Source organism: Paenibacillus tuaregi, assembly GCF_900086655.1.
GTDB classification, from domain to species: domain Bacteria; phylum Bacillota; class Bacilli; order Paenibacillales; family Paenibacillaceae; genus Fontibacillus; species Fontibacillus tuaregi.
Genome location: NZ_LT575476.1, coordinates 3795376 through 3816999, shown reverse-complemented (window position 1 = coordinate 3816999; position 21624 = coordinate 3795376). Strand labels below are relative to the sequence as shown.

The 21624-nt window shown below is 50.1% G+C and carries 20 protein-coding genes and 1 riboswitch; of the genes, 9 read left to right on the top strand and 11 right to left on the bottom strand.

The window, feature by feature from the left end:
* Positions 1-18 precede the first annotated feature (18 nt).
* On the top strand, positions 19-471 hold the full coding sequence (locus tag BN6628_RS17075) for a PTS sugar transporter subunit IIA (RefSeq protein WP_068619528.1): 453 nt from the start codon (positions 19-21) through the stop codon (positions 469-471).
* Positions 472-587: 116 nt separating this feature from the next.
* On the opposite strand, the gene BN6628_RS17070 is transcribed toward BN6628_RS17075, so the two are convergent.
* Together BN6628_RS17070 and BN6628_RS17065 are read right to left on the bottom strand one after the other, a co-directional pair.
* Positions 588-1529 carry a DMT family transporter gene (locus tag BN6628_RS17070; RefSeq protein WP_068619526.1) on the bottom strand — a complete coding sequence of 314 codons (942 nt, stop codon included), beginning with the start codon at positions 1527-1529 and terminating at the stop codon, positions 588-590.
* 139 nt (positions 1530-1668) lie between these two features.
* Positions 1669-1823, bottom strand: a riboswitch (FMN riboswitch).
* A 225-nt stretch (positions 1824-2048) separates the two neighbouring features.
* On the bottom strand, positions 2049-2936 hold the full coding sequence (locus tag BN6628_RS17065) for a helix-turn-helix domain-containing protein (RefSeq protein WP_082926947.1): 888 nt from the start codon (positions 2934-2936) through the stop codon (positions 2049-2051).
* A 148-nt stretch (positions 2937-3084) separates the two neighbouring features.
* Here BN6628_RS17065 and BN6628_RS17060 point away from each other — a divergent pair, with 148 nt between their 5' ends.
* Both BN6628_RS17060 and BN6628_RS17055 read left to right on the top strand, forming a co-directional pair.
* A complete protein-coding gene (locus tag BN6628_RS17060; protein WP_068619518.1) occupies positions 3085-4863 on the top strand; it encodes an ABC transporter ATP-binding protein in 1779 nt (592 codons plus the stop codon).
* 141 nt (positions 4864-5004) lie between these two features.
* Positions 5005-6147: a DUF4349 domain-containing protein gene (locus tag BN6628_RS17055; RefSeq protein ID WP_068619515.1), complete on the top strand. Its 1143-nt coding sequence runs from the start codon at positions 5005-5007 to the stop codon at positions 6145-6147.
* Between the two features lie 225 nt (positions 6148-6372).
* On the opposite strand, the gene BN6628_RS17050 is transcribed toward BN6628_RS17055, so the two are convergent.
* Entirely contained in the window at positions 6373-7623 is a 1251-nt protein-coding gene (locus tag BN6628_RS17050) for a methyl-accepting chemotaxis protein (protein WP_068619513.1), read from the bottom strand.
* Positions 7624-7838: 215 nt separating this feature from the next.
* Between BN6628_RS17050 and BN6628_RS17045 the strand changes: the two genes are divergently transcribed.
* Positions 7839-8765 (top strand): AEC family transporter, encoded by a 927-nt coding sequence (locus BN6628_RS17045; protein WP_068622390.1) that lies wholly within the window; start codon positions 7839-7841, stop codon positions 8763-8765.
* Positions 8766-8769: 4 nt separating this feature from the next.
* Here the strand turns inward: BN6628_RS17045 and BN6628_RS17040 are convergent, their stop codons facing one another.
* A complete protein-coding gene (locus BN6628_RS17040) occupies positions 8770-9654 on the bottom strand; it encodes a J domain-containing protein (protein ID WP_068619511.1) in 885 nt (294 codons plus the stop codon).
* Between the two features lie 80 nt (positions 9655-9734).
* The gene (locus BN6628_RS17035; RefSeq protein WP_068619509.1) at positions 9735-10712 is read right to left on the bottom strand and encodes a helix-turn-helix transcriptional regulator; all 978 of its coding nucleotides are present in this window, start codon (positions 10710-10712) and stop codon (positions 9735-9737) included.
* A gap of 122 nt (positions 10713-10834) precedes the next feature.
* Here BN6628_RS17035 and BN6628_RS17030 point away from each other — a divergent pair, with 122 nt between their 5' ends.
* Positions 10835-11716, top strand: a complete 882-nt coding sequence (locus BN6628_RS17030) for an SDR family oxidoreductase (protein WP_068619507.1) — start codon at positions 10835-10837, stop codon at positions 11714-11716.
* 328 nt (positions 11717-12044) lie between these two features.
* Here the strand turns inward: BN6628_RS17030 and BN6628_RS17025 are convergent, their stop codons facing one another.
* The 4 genes from BN6628_RS17025 to BN6628_RS17010 form a co-directional block, all read right to left on the bottom strand.
* A complete protein-coding gene (locus BN6628_RS17025) occupies positions 12045-12383 on the bottom strand; it encodes a L,D-transpeptidase (RefSeq protein WP_068619505.1) in 339 nt (112 codons plus the stop codon).
* A 96-nt stretch (positions 12384-12479) separates the two neighbouring features.
* Positions 12480-13289: an alpha/beta hydrolase family protein gene (locus tag BN6628_RS17020; RefSeq protein ID WP_235847658.1), complete on the bottom strand. Its 810-nt coding sequence runs from the start codon at positions 13287-13289 to the stop codon at positions 12480-12482.
* A gap of 63 nt (positions 13290-13352) precedes the next feature.
* Complete coding sequence (fumC, locus tag BN6628_RS17015; RefSeq protein WP_068619503.1) at positions 13353-14738, bottom strand: class II fumarate hydratase; 1386 nt, start codon at positions 14736-14738, stop codon at positions 13353-13355.
* Between the two features lie 344 nt (positions 14739-15082).
* Complete coding sequence (locus BN6628_RS17010; RefSeq protein ID WP_068619501.1) at positions 15083-15724, bottom strand: metal-dependent hydrolase; 642 nt, start codon at positions 15722-15724, stop codon at positions 15083-15085.
* Between the two features lie 224 nt (positions 15725-15948).
* Here BN6628_RS17010 and BN6628_RS17005 point away from each other — a divergent pair, with 224 nt between their 5' ends.
* Positions 15949-16944: an aldose 1-epimerase gene (locus BN6628_RS17005; RefSeq protein ID WP_068619499.1), complete on the top strand. Its 996-nt coding sequence runs from the start codon at positions 15949-15951 to the stop codon at positions 16942-16944.
* A gap of 54 nt (positions 16945-16998) precedes the next feature.
* Here the strand turns inward: BN6628_RS17005 and BN6628_RS17000 are convergent, their stop codons facing one another.
* Both BN6628_RS17000 and BN6628_RS16995 read right to left on the bottom strand, forming a co-directional pair.
* Entirely contained in the window at positions 16999-17346 is a 348-nt protein-coding gene (locus BN6628_RS17000) for a LytTR family transcriptional regulator DNA-binding domain-containing protein (protein WP_068619497.1), read from the bottom strand.
* Positions 17347-17462: 116 nt separating this feature from the next.
* Entirely contained in the window at positions 17463-18572 is a 1110-nt protein-coding gene (locus tag BN6628_RS16995; RefSeq protein WP_068619495.1) for a Gfo/Idh/MocA family protein, read from the bottom strand.
* A 251-nt stretch (positions 18573-18823) separates the two neighbouring features.
* Here BN6628_RS16995 and BN6628_RS16990 point away from each other — a divergent pair, with 251 nt between their 5' ends.
* From BN6628_RS16990 to BN6628_RS16980, 3 genes are all read left to right on the top strand, one after another.
* Positions 18824-19819: a Gfo/Idh/MocA family protein gene (locus BN6628_RS16990; RefSeq protein WP_068619494.1), complete on the top strand. Its 996-nt coding sequence runs from the start codon at positions 18824-18826 to the stop codon at positions 19817-19819.
* 106 nt (positions 19820-19925) lie between these two features.
* On the top strand, positions 19926-21005 hold the full coding sequence (locus BN6628_RS16985; protein ID WP_392397645.1) for a lactonase family protein: 1080 nt from the start codon (positions 19926-19928) through the stop codon (positions 21003-21005).
* A gap of 182 nt (positions 21006-21187) precedes the next feature.
* Positions 21188-21538, top strand: coding sequence for a hypothetical protein (locus BN6628_RS16980; protein ID WP_148449289.1), 351 nt, complete (start codon positions 21188-21190; stop codon positions 21536-21538).
* The last annotated feature ends 86 nt before the right edge of the window (positions 21539-21624 follow it).

Sequence of the window (21624 nt, the reverse complement as noted above, 5' to 3'; positions counted from 1 at the left end):
AATGAGGAGCTGACAACTATGAATATTCAAGATTTGTTAAGTAAAGACTCGATTTTTCTATCACTTGAACCCGGAAGTAGGGAGGAGATTATCCGTAAAATGGCTGCGGGCCTTACAGCTTCCGGATCTGTGACTGACCTTGAGAAATACGTGCAGGCGGTTCTTGCCCGTGAAGCCCAGAGCTCGACAGGAATTGGATTCGGCGTAGCTATCCCGCATGGTAAGTCTGCGGGTGTGGCAAGGGCTAGCTTGTCCTTTGCAAGGCTGGCTCAGCCCGCAGACTGGGAGTCTCTTGATGACAAGCCGGTATCCATCGTATTCATGATTGCTGTACCGGAAGAGAACGTGGGAAATGAACATTTGAAGATCCTGGTGGCTCTCTCCCGCAAGCTTATTCATGAGGAGTTCAGAGAACAACTGTTGAAAGCTGGTTCTGCCGATGAGATTATTGAGCTTGTAAAAAATATCTAAATGATCGTTGATTGATAAACCAATTCAAGGATCTGAAAATAAAGCAAGAAGAGGGAGCCCCATATAGTCATGGTCATGACTGTATGGGGCTCCCTCGTTTTGAGTCTGGAACAGATTTAATTCTGCTGCTGTCTGGAGATGGTGAACAAGGCCAGCCAAATGAAGACAAATCCGATGAATTGAGGTACGGTGATCATTTGATGGAATGCAATCCAGTTCACGAGCACGGCCACCATCGGGAAGCTGAGCTCCGCAAGTGTGGCGAAGGAAGCTTTGGTTGTAGAAAGCCCCTTGTAATACAGAAGGAGACTAAGAAGTCCAGGCACCAAAGCTTGCATGAACATATTGACCGTAATTGCTGTTAATTCACCCGCGCCGGATGGAAGATTCCAGGCTGCGCCTTGATTTGCGGTGATCATGAACAGCAGCGGCAGGGCTAGCAGGAAGCGAAGCGAAGTGACCGTCTCATACTTCATGCTGCCAAGCATATATCGTCCCATCACGGTAGATCCGCCCCAAAGCGCCGCGGCGCCAAGGGACAACAAGCTTCCGATTTGGATAAATTCACTCACATGTCCAAATGGAATACTCCATCCGAACGTTAAGAGATAAGTACCGGCAACAGCCATAAGGAGCAGGCCTGTAAAATATTTTGGCAGGGCTTCCTTAAGCATGAATCTGGCCATCACGATGGCGAATATAGGCTGCAGCTTCTGAAGCAGGAGAACAGCGTTTAGATTGCCGCTGCCTGACGAAAGCGCCTGGGTGAACAGGATCGAAGCGATGGCGGAACCACCCCAGGAAATAAAGAGAAGTGCGGCAGCTTGCTTCAAGCGAATACCCTTCAGCTCATTGCGGTGTGACCACAGGACAGGAGCCGCGAATAAGAACAGCAGCGCATGCTCAAGAAGAACAATCTGGGAAGAGGTCAGATACTTGAGCAGCAGGATTCGGAACAAGGGATCAGCTCCCCAGAGCGCAGCACCCAGAACGACGAACCAAAAGCCGGTTCCAACCCGGCTGCGGTTGTAATTTAAAGACGTATTGACATTTTCCATATTCAAAAACTCCTAACTATATAGTTTTGAATATAGGACCTCGATGTAGAAAACCCCCGTACACACTTGGAAAAGTGCACACGGGGGCTCATCAAACAAACCATGGCATACGTAAAAAAGACCGTAGTACGGCTTGCTTTATGATCTTCTCCCATCCGGACTATACCGTCGGCCTTGGAATTACACCAAGTCAGTCGCCACTTTGCCTGAGCAATCATGACGAGTCGCGGGCTTAAGGTTCACGCACGAACCATCACCGCCGGTCAGGAATTTCACCTGCCCCCGAAGATCCATATTCGATAGTTGTAATATCATCTAACTACATGAAAACGCTTGCTGTCAATATGACATTATAAAAATATAATAAACACCCACATTTGACCCTAAAGATGAGGCAGGACAACTCGGACTACATCGGAGCCATAGAAATGATTAGCTGAATATGCGGCGCACAAGGTGACCTGGATCAACTAGATCAAAGGTTATCTTTTTCTTATTAAGTGCACATTTGAAAAAATGCTATCTCTCAAGCGGGGTTAGATGGAGCACATCATCCTGATGATTTTTCCGGAATGCGCCCGGTGTACAGCCGGTCCAGGAGACAAACTGGCGGCTGAAGCTCTGTACATTCTCGTATCCGATCCGGTGGGCGATGCGCTCTATGGTTTCAGTACTGCTGACCAGCATTTGCATAGCCTCCTGCCGCTTGAGGATCATTAGATACTCCCTGGGTGACATGCCGTAGAACTGCTTGAAGATGCGGTGGCAGTGACGGCGGCTTACGCCCAAGTTATGGGAGATGCTCTCGAGCCAATCCCCGCCTGGCTGGTCTGAAGAGGTAGAGGAGAGAACTCTTGTTTCGATTTCCTTGGCTATAAGGTAGGAGAGCTCGGAATGCAGGGCAGGCTCTTTCCCCTGCCCTTCCTGGTTGAAATAAGATTGCAGCTCTGTAATGAGCGTGAACAAGTGAAGAAATAACCTGGAGGTTGATTTCGAATCCTCGAATAGGGCCTTCATCAGGTTCATCACTAAGGGCACAAGCAGGGTGTTAAGCGGGTGCCCCTTAGCGTACAGCCCCTTATTATTCATTTCGAACAGCTTATGGAAAACCGGATCATCCACTTGAAAATGAACGACGAAAAACGTGGTATTCTCTGAACCCCTGATTTGATAGTCATGCATCTGCATGGGAGAAATCAGCATCAGATCCCCAGCGTGCTGCTCATGTTCTGTTGAACCCGCTATTGCCGTCTGGGTTCCATCCAGCACCAGATTAATTTCAAACAGCATATGGTGGACGTGGCGTCCGCAGGTCCAGCCGCCCGGCACGGTCCTTGTATGCGTTGAATAGATACATATTTCAGAGCGTATGTGGGGGAACCAGCGTTCCGGAGGTAAACTTGTCATGATGAACAGCTCCCATAATGTCCGATTTAGTTAAACTTGCGATAGAATCGGGGCCGAAAATGTTATAGAAGTCGGCTGCCCGGAGAACTATACTTATTCTGGGCTGTAAGCCCTACTCATATCATAAGTAAAAAAGCGGGTGAAGGAAATGGCAAAATTAGAGTCAACCCTGGATTATTCCAAGTGGTTTGAAAATGAGCAGGCAGCGAAGATAAAGCCGATGAGCCTGCTGGCGAGGCTGTTCAGGAATCATGGAAGCAAGGTCGCACTATCGGCTTTTTACTATACACTAAAAGCACTTCCTGTATGGGTGCTGCCTGTGGTCACAGCAAACATTATCAACCTTGTCAGCTATCCGGACCGGCATTCCTTGTCGGAATTCTGGATTAATCTGGCCGTCATTGTTGTGATTATTATTCAGAATATCCCAACGCATACGCTGCATATCAGCAATATCAGCATGGCGGTCAGGCATGTGGAGGCGGGGCTTCGAAGTACACTGGTACGCAAGCTGCAGCAGCTGTCGCTCGGGTATCATGGTGATATGAACGCCGGTAGGCTTCAATCCAAAGTGCTGCGGGATGTCGAAGCCATTGATTTCTTGTCAAGACAGATGATGATGACCATCATTCCTTCTGCGATCAGTTTAGTTATCATTATCGGACTTACTTTGTATCACAGCTGGATTGTGGCGTTGTTCTTTATCCTGATGGCTCCGGCCTCCATTTATCTGGTCCGGTTCTTCCGGGCCAAGATGTCAAGCAGCAACCGGGAGGTGCGCCGGAACATTGAGAGGATGTCAGGTACGGTATCTGAAACGGTTGAGATGATACCGGTGACCCGGGCACATGGACTTGAGGAGGTGGAAATCCGCAAGGTGGATCAGGCTCTTCAGCATATCCGGGAGCGGGGTTACAAGCTGGATGTGCTTGAAGCGTATTTTGGCTCAACCAGTTGGGTAGTCTTTCAGCTGTTCCAAGTAGGCTGCCTGTTCTTCACCGCTTATCTGGCCAGGATCGGCATGATGGAAATTGGTGACATCGTGATGTATCAAGGGTTCTTCAACATGATTATCGGGTCCGTAAGCTCCATTCTGAACGTATATCCCAACCTGGTAAAGGGCTTTGAATCGCTTCACTCCGTATCAGAGGTGCTCTTGTCCAAGGAGACAGAGGAGTATAAGGGGCGCATTAAACCTGATGTCATCCGCGGAGAGTATAGATTTGAGGAGGTGGGCTTCAAATACAAGGAATCGGACCGCCATGTGCTGAGCAGCTTCACGTTAAATGTGAAGCCAGGGGAGAAAGTGGCTTTTGTTGGCGAATCCGGTTCAGGCAAATCCACGATCCTTAACCTGGTTATAGGTTTCTATAAACCGCAGGCCGGCCGAATTTGGATTGACGGGATTCCGATGGATGAGCTGAGCATGCAGCGCTATAGGCAGTCCCTTGCCATTGTACTCCAGAACAATATCCTGTTCTCAGGAACTATTCGGGAGAACATTACATATGGTCTGCCGGACATATCCGAAGATCAGCTCCAGAAAGCTATTTGGATGGCGAATCTGCAGGATGTGATCGATAGTCTGCCTGATGGGCTGGAGACTTCCGTAGGTGAGCATGGCGGGCGCCTGTCCGGGGGACAGCGTCAGCGTATTGCGATTGCCAGAGCCTTGGTCCGTGATCCTCAGATTATTATTCTCGATGAGGCAACATCAGCGCTGGATAATGTGTCGGAACGGCACGTTCAGCAGGCGATGGAACAGCTGATGGAGGGCCGGACCACCTTTATCGTTGCCCACCGTCTCTCCACCGTACGGAATGTGGACCGGATTGTGGTGATGAAGAAGGGTCGGATTGTGGAAAGCGGAACCTATGATGAACTGCTTGAGAAGAAAGGCGAGTTTTATAAATTGAAAAATCTGTAGCTCAAAATATCGACAATGGAGCATTGTCCGGAAAAGCAGCCTGTCCAAGGCTGTTTTTTTGTTCAGTTTCGTTCTGCAACCTTCCAACTTTTGTAAACGTTAGGAATGTGAATTGCAAAATTCTGGACAGGAGGCTTTGAAATGCAAAAACGGGGGTTTTTATGCATTCTGGTACTTACTCTTGCAGTCATTTTCGGGGGCTGCTCTTCGGGTTATGAGAAGAGCGCTTCCTCGGAAAACACCGGGAGTGCGAAAGTAGCCGATCAAGCGGTCACGGCGAATTCATCAGACGCCATCAAAAGAGATGAATCTAACAGCCACACTGCAAAATCGGAATCCGGTACCGAAGAAGCCAAGAGTTCCAAGTCGGGGGCACCTGGCTTCACAGCCGTGCAGGGTAACGCTGAATCAGGCAAGAAGCTGATTTACAAAGCTGACTTATCCATGCAGGTTAAGGACTACAGGAAAGCTCAGGATGAAGTTCGAAGCAAGGTGAAGCAGGCCGGAGGATATATCGTTACTTTCTCGGAGGATCAAAGTGAGAAGCAGATGAACGGCAGGCTGGTCATCAAAGTTCCGGCTGCCGGCTTCAGTTCATTCATGGATGACATAACCAAAATCAAACATGAATCATTATCCCAATCGATGGAAGGGCAGGATGTAACCGAGGAATATGTGGATCTGGAGTCCAGGCTGAAGGCCAAGCAGATTATGGAAGAGAGATATACGGAATTTATGAAGAAGGCAGCCAAGACTGATGATCTGGTGACCTTTGCTAATGAATTGGGTCAGATTCAGGAGGAAATTGAGCAGGTTAAGGGGCGTATGCGATATTTAGACAACAACGTAACCTATTCCACGGTATCGGTTCATCTGTTCCAAAGCGACGGGGCAGCAGCGATTCCAGATTCGGGCAAAGAGCACACTCCGCTGCTGGAGAGGGCTAAGACGGCTTTATCCGATACCCTGAATGTGATGTACCTTCTGGTGCAGTGGCTGCTTGTTGTATTATCCGGTGCCCTACCGGTTCTATTGCTGGGGTGTATCATTGGGGTGGCCGTGTGGAAGGTGCGTGCAGCAAGGGCTCAGCGCAGAGCTGCCAAGCGAGAGTCTTTCCGTCACAATCCCGCCTCGGCCGGGCAAGATCAGGATGAAAAAGCAAGCGAAAAGATAGAAGCTGCAGAATCTCTTGAACCCGAAGACAGAAATACTGGGGAAGCAGCTGAAGACAAGGAAGTTCAGATGCCGGTTAACCAGGAGCAGGATCATAGAGTCAAAGAGTAATTATACGCAGAAGCTCAAATACAAGAGAGAAGTAGAAACCAAAGCAGAACCAAAGCAGAACCAAAGCAGAACCAAAGCAGAACCAAAGCAGAACCAAAGCAGAACCAAAGCAGAACCAAAGCAGAACCAAAGCAGAACCAAAGCAGAACCAAAGCAGAACCAAAGCAGAACCCATTAAAAACCCCAGGATCGAGGTCTAAATAGCCTGCCTGGGGTTTTGCCACATTAAAATTTAAAGATATGTATCGTCTTATGGAGTTTTAGGACTGCCTGATTCATCGCTTCAGCTTCCTCAGCCACAATCTTGATGGAGGCCATCTGCTCATTCATGCTTGCGGATACCTGTTCCGTTCCAGCAGCTGACTGCTCGGTAATGGCCGAAATGTTCTGGATTGCAGCAGAGATTCTCCGCGCGCTGTCATATACAGATTCACTCTCTTGAGTAAAAGCTTCCATCTGCTCCACAATGAACTGGACACTTTGCACCATCTCGCTGAAAATGCCCTGCGCTTCATTGATCATCTCGCTTTGCAGACGGACAACCTCTTCATTCTCCATCATATTCGTGATCGTATGCATAATATCCATTTCAATACTCCGCACAAGTCCAAAGACTTCCTTGGTAGACTGGGTTGACTCCTCGGCTAGTTTACGAACCTCATCCGCGACAACCGCAAAGCCTTTGCCGTGCTCCCCAGCGCGGGCTGCTTCTATCGATGCGTTCAGAGAGAGCAGATTGGTCTGATCTGCGATCTCGGAGATCGTTTTGGTAATCTTGGAGATGCCCTTGGCGCTTCGTGAGAGCTTATCAATGGTTTCGCTAACCTTGCGGGTGGCTTCAATATTTCTTTGCATTCCTTCCGCTTGCTTCTGAGCGGCGCTGCTTCCTTGCTCAACAAGATTCAGGGTATGGGCGGAACGGATGTTCATAGCTTTGGTGGATTCTGCATAACGGCTAACCTTGGTTTCAATATCCTGGATAGCCGTGGTCATTTCCGCAACATCGTTGGAAATTTCCTGGGCTCCTACGGCGAGCTCGTTCGCTGAGAAGGCAACCTGCTGCATAACGGTAGTCAACTCTTGATTCTTCTCGGAGATGCTGCGGCTTGAGCTCATGACCTGACCCGTAATTCCAGCGGCTTCGCGTAGAATCTGGGCCAGCTTGTCCATCATCCCGTTGAAGGAACGGCTGAATGTGCCTGTATTCCCGTTCTCATTAACCCGTTGGGTGAAGTCGCCCTTGGCAATTCGTGAAGTTACACTGTTCATTTCGTCCATGGTCGATGTTAGCGCTTTCTCAATTATGCGCGCAAGCGGGTAAGTTAGAGCAGCGAGCACGACAACCATAATAACGCCAACCAGCACATTCCCCAGGATCAGAAAAGCAGCTAGAACCGGGATTCCGAACAGGGCTGCAACCAAATAACATGATACTGTAATTCGCTTGGACATCGGAAGCTTGTTTAACCATGACATAGGAAAATCGTCCCCCTTTTGATATGACCAGTTCCCACATTATAGCATCGTCCACGACAAATGGTCTAGGTAAAAGATAGGCAAATCCTATATCTATAATAGTTAATGAATCTTGGATTCCTAAGCGTGATTGGGTTAGATTTAAAGACAGATTTGAAGAGCGGTTTGAAAATGACTTCACAGACATCCGATTCAGGGGAAAGGAAACGATGAATATGATCCAACATGTCTTATCCACGCTGCTCCAGACGATTATTCCGTTGTCCATTCCGGTTATCGCTGGGGCGCTGCTTCGTTACTTTATCCACCTGGATACGAAGCCGCTCACTGTGCTCTATCTATATTTCCTCAGCCCCGCAATCCTGCTGGAAACGCTGCTTACGGCTGATATCACGTGGACGGACGTCTATCATACCGCAGGCTTCTCAGTACTGAATTTGCTGCTGCTGTGGGGTGCAGCCCAGTTAATTGGGAGACTGCTGAGGCTGCCTGCCGCAGAGCGGGCCGGACTTACCCTGGTGTCCACCTTCACCAATAGTGTGAATTACGGGCTTCCACTGGTGCTGCTTGCCTTCGGCAAGCTGGGACTGGACAAGGCCTCTGTTTATGTCATCGGTCAGATGCTGATTGTAAATACGGTCGGGGTATATTTTGCGGCGAGGTCTGAATTCTCTGTAAAGAATGCCGTGCAGTCTGTCTTCCGGCTTCCGGCCATCTATGCTGCTGCTTTTGCCATTCTGGTCAGGGCACTGGGCATGCATCTTCCAGAGGGAGTGCAGTCAGGCATTGCGATGGTGGCTGGGGCCTACTCCCCGGTTGTACTTGCCATTCTGGGAGCGCAAATGATCAGCGTAGGAAGGGAAAAGCTGGAGAGAGGGGTGAAGCAGGCATTTTGGACGGGGCTGGTAATCCGGCTGGTGCTGTCGCCATGGATTGCTGCGCTTGTTCTGCTGCTGCTGAACGTGCAGGGAACCTTGTTCCCCGTCCTTCTTGTGCTTGCCTCTATGCCTGTGGCAGTTAATGCGGTGGTCTTGTCCGAGAAATTCAATGCTTCACCGAAGCTGGTATCCAAGTGCATCTTGTATACCACATTGGCTTCATTCGTCGTACTTCCGGTCCTGATAACTCTTGTGCATCCTTAGTGGTTTATTTGCTCTTCAAATACTGCTCGATAAAATTCAAAGCTTTGTCTTTATGAGCTGCTCCGTCACGGATGCCGAGGATAACCCCCGAGTGGGCCAGCGGCAGCTTGGCCGCGAGCGGCGTATTTGAAACATCAATTCCGTAAATGTGCTCGGAAGTCTCTTCGTCGCGTGAGGCCTTAAGAATCTGTGCGTCTTTCAGCCATGGCTTGAAGCGTCCAGAGACTTCCGCATCGAGGGGAATCAATGCGCTGCTCTTAACGATCCAGGCATAAGATTGTTTGTCCATGATGAAGATATCCGGAGTTTCGGTGCTGAGCTGAAGAAGGGCTTTCTGTTGCAAGGCCACGCTTGTCTGCGCCGCCCCTTCGGCAGGCAGATAAGAGATCAAGGCGGTGACTCTTTTCCAATCAGGAAAAGGTGCCTTAAGTGCCGCTTCCAGCGAGGCTGTGGAGTCTTGATTCTCCAGCTGGATGAAATTGCCCATAAGCATCACGGACAGATCAACCGGAGGCAGCTTGGCCAGCCGTTCCTGCTCCGCCCGGTGGTTCAAATACGCATTCACCCCGAAGATGAGTACAATAAGAGCAATGAGGGCTATGAATACTCTTCCTTTGTATAGACGGAAGAAATCGTCGATTTTCTCAGCCGTCCCAGCGAAAGCCTTGTATTTTGCATACTTTTTGCGGGTTAGTTCCTCAACTTTAAGTCTGTCTTGGGTGTTGGTTATGTTTTTGAAGGCTTTCACGATAGGTTCAAACTCTTCAGATGGCTTGGATCGGTACTGACGGGCAAGAACTTCAAACCGCTTCTCCACTTCCTCTCTGGAGGCGGTTTCAGGTAAACCGAGCACTTCATAGGAAATCTTCAAATCAGGGTCCTTTTCCATTCGTATCTAATTCTCCTCTATTGTAGTTAAAGCGCTGCAGTATAATTATACGGCGAGTCCGGCCGAAATGAAAATACGCGTTATTCCAGAGGGGCCGGGTCCTGCCCATAGCCAGTTAAAATAGCTGCCGCCTCAGCAATAATACGCGCCCGGAGTTCCTCAGGGGCCAGCACGCGGACCCGTATTCCATAACCTAGTATAATCTCACACGCGGAATCCAGGGTATTAAACTGTACTTCAAGCCGTGTACCGCTGGAGCCCATGTCCGTGGAGCTGATGATTTGAACATATCGTTCACGGGCAAGTCTTGAATACGCGTCTTTTGCAACAAGCAGGTCGGCCGGGTAAATGGGAAGCCGGCTTTTGAACTCCCGGGTCGAGGCATCCCAATACTCCGCCAGATTAAAGCCGCTTGGACGCACAAAAGAGCCGTGAACAGGTGAAGCTTTGCGTATCCGCGAGACACGGTAAGTCCGGATTTCCCCCTCTGATCCGTCTGTGGCGGCGACCAAATACCAGATCGTTCCCTTGGCGACAATGCCGAGCGGGCATACGACCCGCGACACCTCACCTGAATCTTTGGCATACTCGATCACAAGTTTACTGTCCGTCCATACCGCTTCTTGGATAACCGGAAGAAGGGGGACCCTCTCTGTGGATGGATGCCAGCCGGCTCCGTCAATATGAAGCCGTTCCCTGGCCATTTCGGCGTCTTGGCGCAAAGGCCGCGATGAAGCTGCAAGCAGCTTGCTGGCCGCTGATTTATGCTGATCCTCAATACCCAGGTCACGGAACAGCGAAGGAGAGGCTGCAAGAAGCAGGGAGAGAACTTCCCTGGAGTTCATGCCGGTCAGGTTCGTTCTGTAACCGTCTGTTAGCCGCCAACCGCCTTGCGGCCCACGCTCGGCATATACCGGTATTCCTGCAGAGGATAAAGCCTCCATATCGCGGACAATCGTTCTGGCGTTAACCTCAAGCTCTGCTGCCATTTCGGCTGAGGTCATTTTGCCGTTGTTCTGAAGCAGAAGAACGAGCCTAAGCAGTCGGTCTGCCCTCACTTTAATTCAGCCTCCTTCAAAGTTGTGAGTTTGAATTTATTGTAGCATATAAATAAGACATTGGTTGTCATATATACCTCTCTATACTAAAACTGAGTTTGAAACAGAAGAGGAGGATACATATGAATAAACCTTTGAAGGGCAAGGTAGCATTGGTGGCAGGTGGAACCCGGGGGGCCGGGCGCGGGATTGCTTCAAGACTAGGTGAAGCCGGAGCGACAGTTTATGTGACGGGGCGCAGCAGCCGCGGCAATCTGTCGGAAATGGGCAGACCGGAGACTATTGAGGAAACGGCCGAGCTTGTAAACGCCCTGGGAGGAGAGGGAATCGCCGTGAGGGTGGACCATTCACAGGAATCCGAGGTTAAGGCTCTACTTGAGAAGATTGACGGGGAGCAGAACGGGCAGCTTGATATACTGGTTAATGATATTTGGGGCGGAGAGGATTTAACGCATTGGGATACGCCGTTCTGGGAGCAGCCGCTGGAGGATGGGGTGAAAATGCAGCGGACCGCCGTGTTCACACATATGATCACGTCTTATTATGCTGCCCCGCTTATGGTTAAGCGCGGCCAAGGCCTGATCGTTGAAATCACTGACGGGTTTGATTACCGTTACCGGGGCAACCTCTATTACAGTCTGGCTAAGGTCTCCACCATACATCTTGCAGTCTCCATGGCTGAGGAACTTAGGAAGCACAAGGTCACTTCGGTTGCCCTCAGTCCCGGCTTTCTCAGATCCGAGTATATGCTGGATTATTTCGGGGTTACCGAGGAGAATTGGCAGGATGCCGGGGAGAAAGATCCGAATTTCCTGATGTCAGAGACACCCGCTTATATTGGCAGGGCTGTGGCTGCATTGGCAGCGGACCCGGAGGTTTATAAGAAGACCGGACAGATTCTTACAACCTGGGGTCTGTCTGAGGAATACAGCTTCGAGGATATTGACGGAAGACGTCCCCACTGGGGTAGGTATGCGGAACAGCAAGGATTTTACAAAGATTAGCTAACTTTCGCTTTTGATGCCAAATCGTTCTCTGACCGTGGAAGGTCCTTGTTTGTGGATATGATAGCCTGCTGCATCTGCCGGATGGACATTCCGGTCACCCTCAGATGGCCGGGAAGTGAATCCAACGGAGATCACTAGCGGAGTGCTGACGGCTACCGTTAGTAAGCGGACAATAGAGCAGATGAGCGTGGTCTAAGCCAACACGACCTGTCACGCCGATTGGCTGCATCTGTTGAACATTAAAAAGAGCAGTAACCCCAAGCGAAATGACCGTCCAAAGGGCGGTTCATGCTCACATTATGGGTTACTGCTCTTTGTTGTTATTCTATTGACGGATGGTGACTCTAGTCCCTACCGGCACAAGCGCGGACAAAGCGGTCACATCCTCATTGTACATGCGGATACAGCCATGGGACACATAATGGCCAATTGAGGAAGGATCATTCGTGCCGTGAATGCCATAGTGGGGCTTGGACAAGCCCATCCACAGCACGCCGAATGGACCTCCGGGGTTGTACTGTTTGTTGATAATCGTATACTCCCCGGTTGGTGTTCCGGTCAGCATCCGTCCTACGCCAACCGGGAACCCATGGGTCACTGTATCTCCATCCAGCAGATAGAGCTGGCGTTCAGACAGATCTACGATGATCCTGTATTGCGGCATACACTTCACTCCCTATGGTAGTCACTAGTCACATTCATAATTATTGTATGTGAACAGCCGAAAGGTAGTGACCGCATAGAGGACGACAGGATCTTCTTAAGTCTGCCTGTCTGTCGCCGGGCCTTGAATCCAGCGGAACATTCGCTCGACCGCTTCGAGGTGCTTGGCAGGCGGAAATATGTGCCCATAGCCCGAATAAGAATGGAGCTCGGCGGTCATGCCAAGCTCCATAAGCTTGTGATACATGGTAAGGCCATGGCTGTAGTCGACCTGCACATCCGAGGTGCCATGCATAATCAATACCGGGCAATGAATCCGCTCCGCGAATTGGATAGGGGATCTGGCTGCATAGGCCTCAGGCCGTCTTGCGGGAGTCCCCCCAAGCACGCGCTTCAGCATGCGTCTAAGCGAAATCCGTTCCTCGTAGGTTTTGGCCAGATCGGAGACACCGCTCCACAGAATAAGGCGGTGCGTGTCTTTCAGCTCTGCGGCGGTCAGAGCCGCATTAATGGACCCGCGTGAGAAGCCCATAACCGAAATCCGGTTCTCGTCCACAAAAGGAAGGCTCTGAAGCAGACGGAACGCGGAAAACACATCCTCCCGGTCCGCGCCGCCGAATTCATCCATTCCTTCACCGGTTTCATTTCCCCGGTAACAGGGTGCGAATACAATGTGCCCGTGACGGGTGAAATGCTCCAGCCAAGAGGTTCTGACACTTCCGAAATTGCCCATCCCGCCCCGGCAGTAGATGAACACAGGCCACTTCCGGGACAAGAGATCAGATGAGGTCCTGTTTATGGATTCCGCGGTTCTTATGGCCTCCAGATCAGAATCAGCGCTATAGAAGCCGCTGATCCAGCTCTGAAGCTTAGGCAGGGGAATGTCGTAACCCTCAGGAAGTGCCAAGTATCCCTTAACTTTGTATCCTTCGGAGATATAAGTAATCTTAAATATCATCATAACGGCAGATTAGGCCGGGTTGATCATTTTTTCCGGTTTAACATATTCATCGAACTGCTCTTCGGTCAGCAGGCCTGTCTTCAAAGCCGCTTCCTTCAGAGTCAAATTCTCTTTGTGCGCGAGCTTGGCAATCTTCGCCGCATTCTCATAACCGATATACGGGTTCAGTGCGGTTACAAGCATAAGCGAGTTCTTCAGGTTATGTGCGAGCTTCTCATAATTCGGTTCGATGCCGACCGCACAGTTATCATTGAACGCTACGAGGGAATCGGCCAGCAATCTGACGGACTGAAGGAAGTTATAAATAATGACCGGCTTAAATACATTCAGCTCAAAATTCCCTTGGCTGGCAGCAATACCTATGGTGACATCGTTGCCCAGCACTTGTGCGGCCACCATGGTGATCGCTTCACATTGGGTCGGATTGACCTTGCCCGGCATGATGGAGCTGCCCGGCTCATTCTCAGGGATGGTGATTTCACCGATGCCGCTGCGCGGGCCGCTGGCCAGCCAGCGGATATCATTGGCGATCTTCATGACATCAGCCGCAAGGGCCTTGATTGCGCCATGGGTATAGGCGACTTGATCATGGCTGGTTAGAGCATGGAACTTGTTGGAGGCAGAGATGAAGATTTTGCCTGTGGAGGCGCTGATCTCTTCGGCGGTCTTGTCGCCGAACTCAGGATGGGCGTTGATGCCAGTTCCTACAGCCGTACCCCCGATGGCCAGCTCTTTCATATATTGAACACTGTCGGTAATCATACGGCGGCTCTTCTGCAGCATGTGCTGCCAGCCGCTGATCTCCTGGCCAAGCGTAAGCGGGGTTGCATCTTGAAGATGGGTGCGCCCGATTTTGATAATATCCTTGAATTGTTCCGATTTATGAGCAAAAGTATCCTCCAGCTTGGTTATCGCTGGGAGAAGGAGATCTTCTACCGCGATCACACCGGCAATATGTAAGGCCGTCGGGAATGTATCGTTGGAGCTCTGGGACATATTCACATCGTCATTGGGATGAAGACGTTCTTCAGAGCCTTGTTCCTGTAGAATCTGATTCCCGCGGTGGGCGATGACTTCATTGACGTTCATGTTAGACTGGGTTCCGCTGCCTGTCTGCCAAACGACAAGAGGGAACTGGTCATCCCAGCGGCCATTTTCGATCTCGTCAGCTGCTTGAGCTATAGCTTTAGCCTTCACTTCGGAGAGCTTGCCCAGCTTGTGGTTGGTAATGGCGGCGCTTCGTTTAAGAATGGCAAAAGCTTTGACCACTTCAATTGGCATATGCTCAATCCCGATTGGGAAGTTCTCTCTGCTTCGCTGGGTTTGTGCACCCCAAAGTTTGTCCGCAGGCACTTTAATTTCGCCCATAGTATCTTTCTCAATACGGTATTCCATCGTTATTAATCCCTCCAAATCGTTTGGTTAATTAGAATTATATCATTTTAAAGAAGCCACGGACAGCGTTTACATTTCAGATGCTGGATTGGGGAATACGGGCCTGTTTGTAGGATGAATACGGCTCTATTTGTAGACATAGGAGAAGCGAAGTCAGTCCTATCGCCTACAGTGATAAAGGCGGAATTTCTGAAAGGAATCACTAATGTTATATCAAGGTTAGGGAGGCAAGTGAGGAGAGAGGTGAGTTGAAGGGAAGGGAAAGTTTCTCAAGCCACAAAGGGGCTCCCGCAGATAAGGACTGTGGCTGGGATGTCGAATAAAGAGTTCTGCGGGAATGCTGACTAAGATAACTTGAAAGGTTTCTTATACAATGGATACAGCCATTTGACGCCGCTTGGAGTAAGGGTGTCAGCCAGCAGGTGCGACAGGTAACCCAGTGTGGCTGTGGTCATAATTCCTGGCAGCTGGAGCTGCTGCTCCAATCCCCGGCCGATGGCCCCCCACAGAATGACAGCCCAGACAGTATGAGTCATTCCCCGGTGCTTAAGCCAAGGGGCTATCGCAATGAACAAGCCGAGCCCGCCAAGCCAGGCAAGCTGCCACACTAGAGCGCCATAGATCAAAGCTCCGCCAATGAGACTGACCAGGAAATTGCGAATGATCCCCTCTCTGGTCAACAGGCCAAGCATGAATAGGGCTCCCGAGGCAGCGGTGTATTCCGGGTAGAAGACATTTAGGGTGAAATATTGATATCCCAGAATAGCTAAGGTAATCACCCCTGACCAGAGCAAGAGGCCGCGGATGACCCCGGATACCTTGCCAATCTTGGAGCTCAGCATGCTTGGACCGTCAAGATCTGCGCTGAGTGCGGAGAATGCAGAGACAGCAAGATACAAGGCCGTACTCTTTGGAGAGAACGGATAGTGGGCAGCTGCCGCAGCGCCAATGGCCGTTCCAATAGCCAGATGTGTGGTACCTTTCATGTGTTCCTCCTGCCTGCTCTTGCAGATTAGATTGGCAAACATATGTTTGCCACCAACATTATAACCGTAGAGCGTGGACTGGACAAGGCGAACATTAAAATCTAATAAAATGAGTACTCAAAAGTGGAAGAGAGTGGAATAGCAGCGCTTTCAGACTAACAATCTGGTAGAATGACAACAGAGTTATAATTTTATGAAGCAACAAGTGAAGGGAGAGTTCACACATGGCTGAAGTACAAGCATATCAAGGTGATTATCAGGGCGAAGAAGCGGTCTGTCTAAAGGCCGGACCGTATGAGGCCGTCCTGCTGCCAGGAGTGGGTGGGAATCTGATTGCCTTCCGGGATACCAAGAGAAATTACCGGTTCCTTCGGGAACCGCGGGAAGACGAGATGGACACTTTCAGGCAAGGTCCAGGAACTTACGGAATTCCCGTTCTGTTCCCGCCTAACCGCTACGAGGATGGTAAATTCCCTTGGAATGGCAAAACCTATCAGTTCCCGATCAATGAGCCCGCTACAGGAAATCATCTGCACGGCTTCCTCCACACGATTCCATGGGAAGTGGAGCAGCTTGGCCAGACTGAGCGCGAGAGCTTTGCCACTGTGAAGGTTACAATCACCCGGGAGCATCCGGTCTACGAGGTATTTCCTTTTGAGTTCACAGTAAAGCTTCGTTATACACTGGGACCGGATGGCCTGTCCCAATTGGTAACGGTGAAGAATGAGGGAGCGGAGCCTCTACCTTGTCTGATCGCTTTTCACACCGCCATCAATGCTCCATTTGTCCAAGGTGGAGAGGCCAAGGATTATCTGGCCCAGATTACCATTGGGCAGCGGTGGGAGCTGAACGAGCGAATGCTGCCGACCGGCAAACTCCAGCCGCTGTCCCCCGAGGAAGAGAAGCTGAAGCAGGGGGGAGTGAATCCGTTCTTTGGCCCGATGGACAATCATTACACAGCAGCTCCGCAAGACGGCCGCAACCGTATGGAGCTGACGGATACGAAGCATGGCGTGACACTGGTGTATGACGTAGGGACCTCCTACAAAATGTGGATGGTGTGGAACAACGGAGCGACCGAGGGCTTCTTCTGCCCTGAGCCCCAAATGAATCTGGTGAATGCTCCAAAGGTCAATCTGCCGGCAGAGGAGATTGGGCTTATCAGCCTGGCTCCGGGTGAAATTTGGGAAGAATCGGCACGCTTGTATACCAAAGAATAAAGTGTACAAAACAAAAGCCGTTCTCCATATGGGGGACGGCTTCTTCATATAATATTAGATTGCAATATGATTCTGTTTGATCAGTAGTCGTCTGACCTGTTCCTGGGTTCTGCGGGACACCGGGATGCATTTATCCCCGGAAATCTTATCCTTGAAGTAGAGTGCCTGGTTCTCAATATGTGTGATTTTGTCCAGATTGACATAGAAGTTAGAGGTTAGGCGGTAAAAAGATGCCTCGGATAACAGTTTGGCCTTCTCCGCGGAAGACATTCGCTTCTTTATCGTATAATTCCTCCCGTGAAAGCTGATTAGACCGTAGTCCCCGACTTTGAAATAGTAAGCGTCCAGCTTTGGATTGAAATCCTCGTAAACATTTCGCTGTGGTGTGCTCACTTGTATCATCCAAGTCCCCCCTTTAAATTCTATGGAAGCGTTATCATCGTATCATAAAAATGGGATAACGTGAACCACTTTTTCACAAAAATCACAAATTTATTTGGGCACTTTGTATAACTCTCTTACGATTCAAGTGAAGGGACGGAAATATGATGCGGCAGCTCCACGCTGACCTCCCGGCGTTCCTGCGAGGAACGCAGCACCCCGTCAATGATCGCCTGTTGGATCAGAATTTCCTCACCTGGAATCGGAGCGGGCCGGCCGTCCCTCACGGCCTCGGCGAAATCACGCACCTTCTCGTCGAACAGGTTGATCTCATCATCCTTGAGCAGGATGTCTCTGGTCAGGTGACCAAAATTGTCATCCTGGAACAGCTGCATGGAACCAACCTTGCCCTGCCATACGCCGGACCACGGCCCGATTCCCTGCGGGGTTACCTTAAGTCCGCCATCGGTTCCAAGGAACATAGTTGGCCCTAGAGTGTCCATGTGCATGGCCCAGGAAATTTTGAACTGAAGGACCATGTCATTCTCGAACCGGATCATGGCTACACCGAAGTCTTCCACCTCAAACTTCTCCGCTTCGGGGTGATAGCGTTTGTTCGTTCCAAAGTGATTTGTCGTAAAAGCCGATACGGTCAAAGGCCGCGGATGATTAAGTGTGTTCAGCACGAGGTCCAGGGAGTAGCAGCCGACATCGGCCATAGCTCCGGCTCCGGCCAGTTTTTTGTTGATGAACGTGCCGCCAGGCATCCCTCTGCGCCGCCCTCCACCGGTCTCAACATAATAAACCTTGCCCAGCTCGCCTGAGCTGACAATGTCCTTCATGAGTTTCATATTCGGATCATAACGGGGCTGGAATCCGATCGACAGCATGCCTCCGGTCTGCTTGGAGACATTAACCATATCGATAGCCTCGGCAAGGGTAACCGACATGGGCTTTTCCAGCAGGACCTGCTTGCCCGCCCGCAGGGCATCCACCGAGATTTGATGATGGGAGACATTTGGGGTACAGATGCTGACCGCATCCAGTTCATCCAGTCTAAGGAGTTCGTGATAATCAGTGAAGGCCTGCGTTTCTTTGAGATTATACTGTTCTACGAAGGACTGAGCCCGTCCTTCCATAATATCGGCAACGGCAATGATGTCGACAAAAGGCAGCTTCCGGTATGCCTTGGCATGAGCTCCCGCAATACCGCCTCCGCCAATGATTCCTACTTTGATGGGTTTCATCTGTATTCACTCCTGAGCTTAAATTGATCTTCCAGATACCTTATCATATCCCGAATATCTGTTTCATCCCCGACTGTCCGGTTTATGCTTAATAGATAATATTTAAACCAAATACATAATTCTATATAAGTTGAATTTGAGACTTGCTTGTAAATCAATAGATCAACTTATTTAAGTCAAAATTCTTATGTAATTAGGCTCATAAGCATAACTTTAGGTTGCTTCTAAATAAAAGGATCGGAGGAGATGTTATGAACGAGCAAATTCGTTGGGGCATTATGGGCTGTGCGGGAATTGCAAAGGATTGTGTCATGCCTGCGATCGCAGAGTCTTCAAACGGGGTAATCGAGGCGGTAGCGAGCCGGGGAATTGAGAAAAGCAAAGCGCTGGCGGATCAGCATGAGGTTCAGAAGGCATATGGGAGCTATGAAGAGCTGCTCCAAGATCCTGAAGTGGATGCTGTTTATATTCCGCTCCCGAACCACCTGCATATGGAGTGGACCATTAAGGCAGCTGAAGCTGGAAAGCATGTTCTGTGTGAGAAGCCCATAGCCCTAAGCGCATGGGAGGCGGAGCGCATGATTAAGGCCTGCTCGGATGCAGGGGTTCTGCTCGCTGAAGCGATGATGTACAGGCACCATCCGGTGCTTCAGCGGGCCCAGCGTTTGGTCACCGGTGGTGGTGTCGGGGAACTTCGGGTTATTCGAGGTTCATTCACCTATAACAATCCAGGTCAGCTGGACAATATCAGGTACAGAGCGGACTGGGGAGGCGGCTCGCTTTATGATGTGGGTGGCTATCCGCTCAGTGCTGCGCGTTATTTCACAGACTTGGAGCCTGAAGCCGTGACGGTGAATTCCTTCTTTTCCAAAGACCACGATGGGGTAGACATGATGTCCACCGGACTGGTTGAATTTGCGGGTGGGCTGACGATGACCTTCGATTGCGGGATGTGGGCGGAGGAGAGACGGTGTCTTGAAATTGTCGGTTCGGAGGGCAGGATTGAAATTCCTCATGCCTTCTCGGGCAAGGAGCAATCCGGGTATTATCTGTTCTCCAGCGGTGAGCTGCAAGAATACCGTGAGGCGGCCGTGAACGCATATGTCCGGCAAATTGAGGATTTCGGTAAGGCCGTACTTGGCCATATGCCGCAGCTGTTCCCTCCTGAGGATGCCCTGCAGAATATGAGGCTGCTGGAGGCATGTCTTGTCTCGGCGAGAGAGAGAAGAAGAGTAAGCCTCAGATAGATCCTGATCTGCGCCCCAGACTGGACTTTTGATTCAAATTGAGAAACAATAAGAAAGATGGGGTATGGGTATTGAACCCTTGAAGGATACATAAGGAGGAATTCTGTTGTCTGAACAATTAAACCGGCTATTGCTGTTTATAGGGTCCTACGCGGAAGCCGAAGGGCCAGGGGTTTATGTCTACGAGCTGAATGAAGATAATGGGGCGCTTAACCGGCTCGATCAGGTGTCTGGGCTTGCGAATCCGACATTTCTGAACGTGGATGCTGCCAATCATAAGCTGTATGCAATTACTGAGGCTAAAGTTGATGGGAATAAAGGAGGTGCGGTTGCCTCTTTCGAGATTGACTCTGCAAGCGGCAAGCTGCAGGAGCTGAACCGGGAAGCCAATCTTGGAAGTACGACTTGCCATATTAACCGGAGCAAGGATAACCGTTATTTGGTAGTCTCCAGTTATCATGGAGGCACGGTGGGGTTGATAGAACTGCTTTCGGACGGCACCGTTGGCAGACTGCTGGATACCAAACAGCATACGGGCCAAGGGACTAATCCTGAACGCCAGGAAAGGCCGCACGTGCATTCCGCGTTCTTCAGCCCTGATGGCAGATATCTATTCGTTTCGGATCTAGGAATTGATGTGGTTCGGACTTATACCATTAATGAGGAGAGACGGTCTTTGGAATTCCACGCGGATACTTTGCTGCCGCCGGGTTCAGGGCCTCGCCACCTGACATTCCATCCAAGCGGAGAGTATGTGTATGTCATTAATGAAGTAAATTCCACCATTGCCGCATTCAGCTACGACAAAAGCTCTGGAAAGCTGAGCGCCTTAGAAGTCGTGTCGACACTTCCCGAAGGCTATCAAGGTGAGAATATTACCGCGGAGGTTGCGGTATCCCGCGATGGACGGTATCTCTACGGCTCCAACCGGGGGCACGACAGCATCGTCGTTTATCAGATTAATCCGGATACCGGAAATTTGAGTTATGTGGAGCACGTTTCTACAGAAGGGGGGCATCCCCGTCACTTTGCATTAACGCCGGAAGGCAAGTTCTTGGTTGTGGCGAACCGGGATTCCAACAACCTGACTGTATTCCGGGTCGATGTGGAAACAGGCCGGCTCACATTCACTGGGGAGACGGCTGAAGTGTCCAAGCCGGTATGTGTACAGCCTGTAAGATTTTAATTAAATCAGATAAAGAGGAAGAAAGCGGCCTGCGGGGCCGCTTTTTCTTGTGAGGCAGCAGGAGTGAATATTTAACAAGATTATTGAATAAAAATCATTTTAAATATTGTAAATTATGGAATTGGTGGTATATTGAAGATGGGACGTCCCAAATCCATGAAGTGACGAGAGGATGAGTTGATTTGAAAAAGAGAACGCTTTCCATGCTTATGCTTGTGCTTGTGTTGATCTTCGCCGCAATTCCAATGGCTTCAGCTGCTTCTTCCCAAACCAGCGTCCAAATTACAGGACAAGGAAATCTGGTCTTCTCAGGCCTCTTGCATGGCGGTCATCTTCCATACTATGGACCTGAAGGTTCATTCAAAGTCACAAATTCAAGTGGACAAGTTGTTTTCTCAGATTATCGGGCAACCAACTCAGACCCCGGGTATTTTTTATTCAAAGTGCCCAATCTACCTTATGATACTTACACCATAACAGGCACGGCAGAGACTCCGAATACGTCTGTCGAGTTCTACACGCCTTCATTCTAAATTTAACCCGTTCAAACAACCGCAGCCATGCGCAGGCTGCGGTTGTTTATTGTACAATCCTTCAGGTTATACCCATCATACCAGGT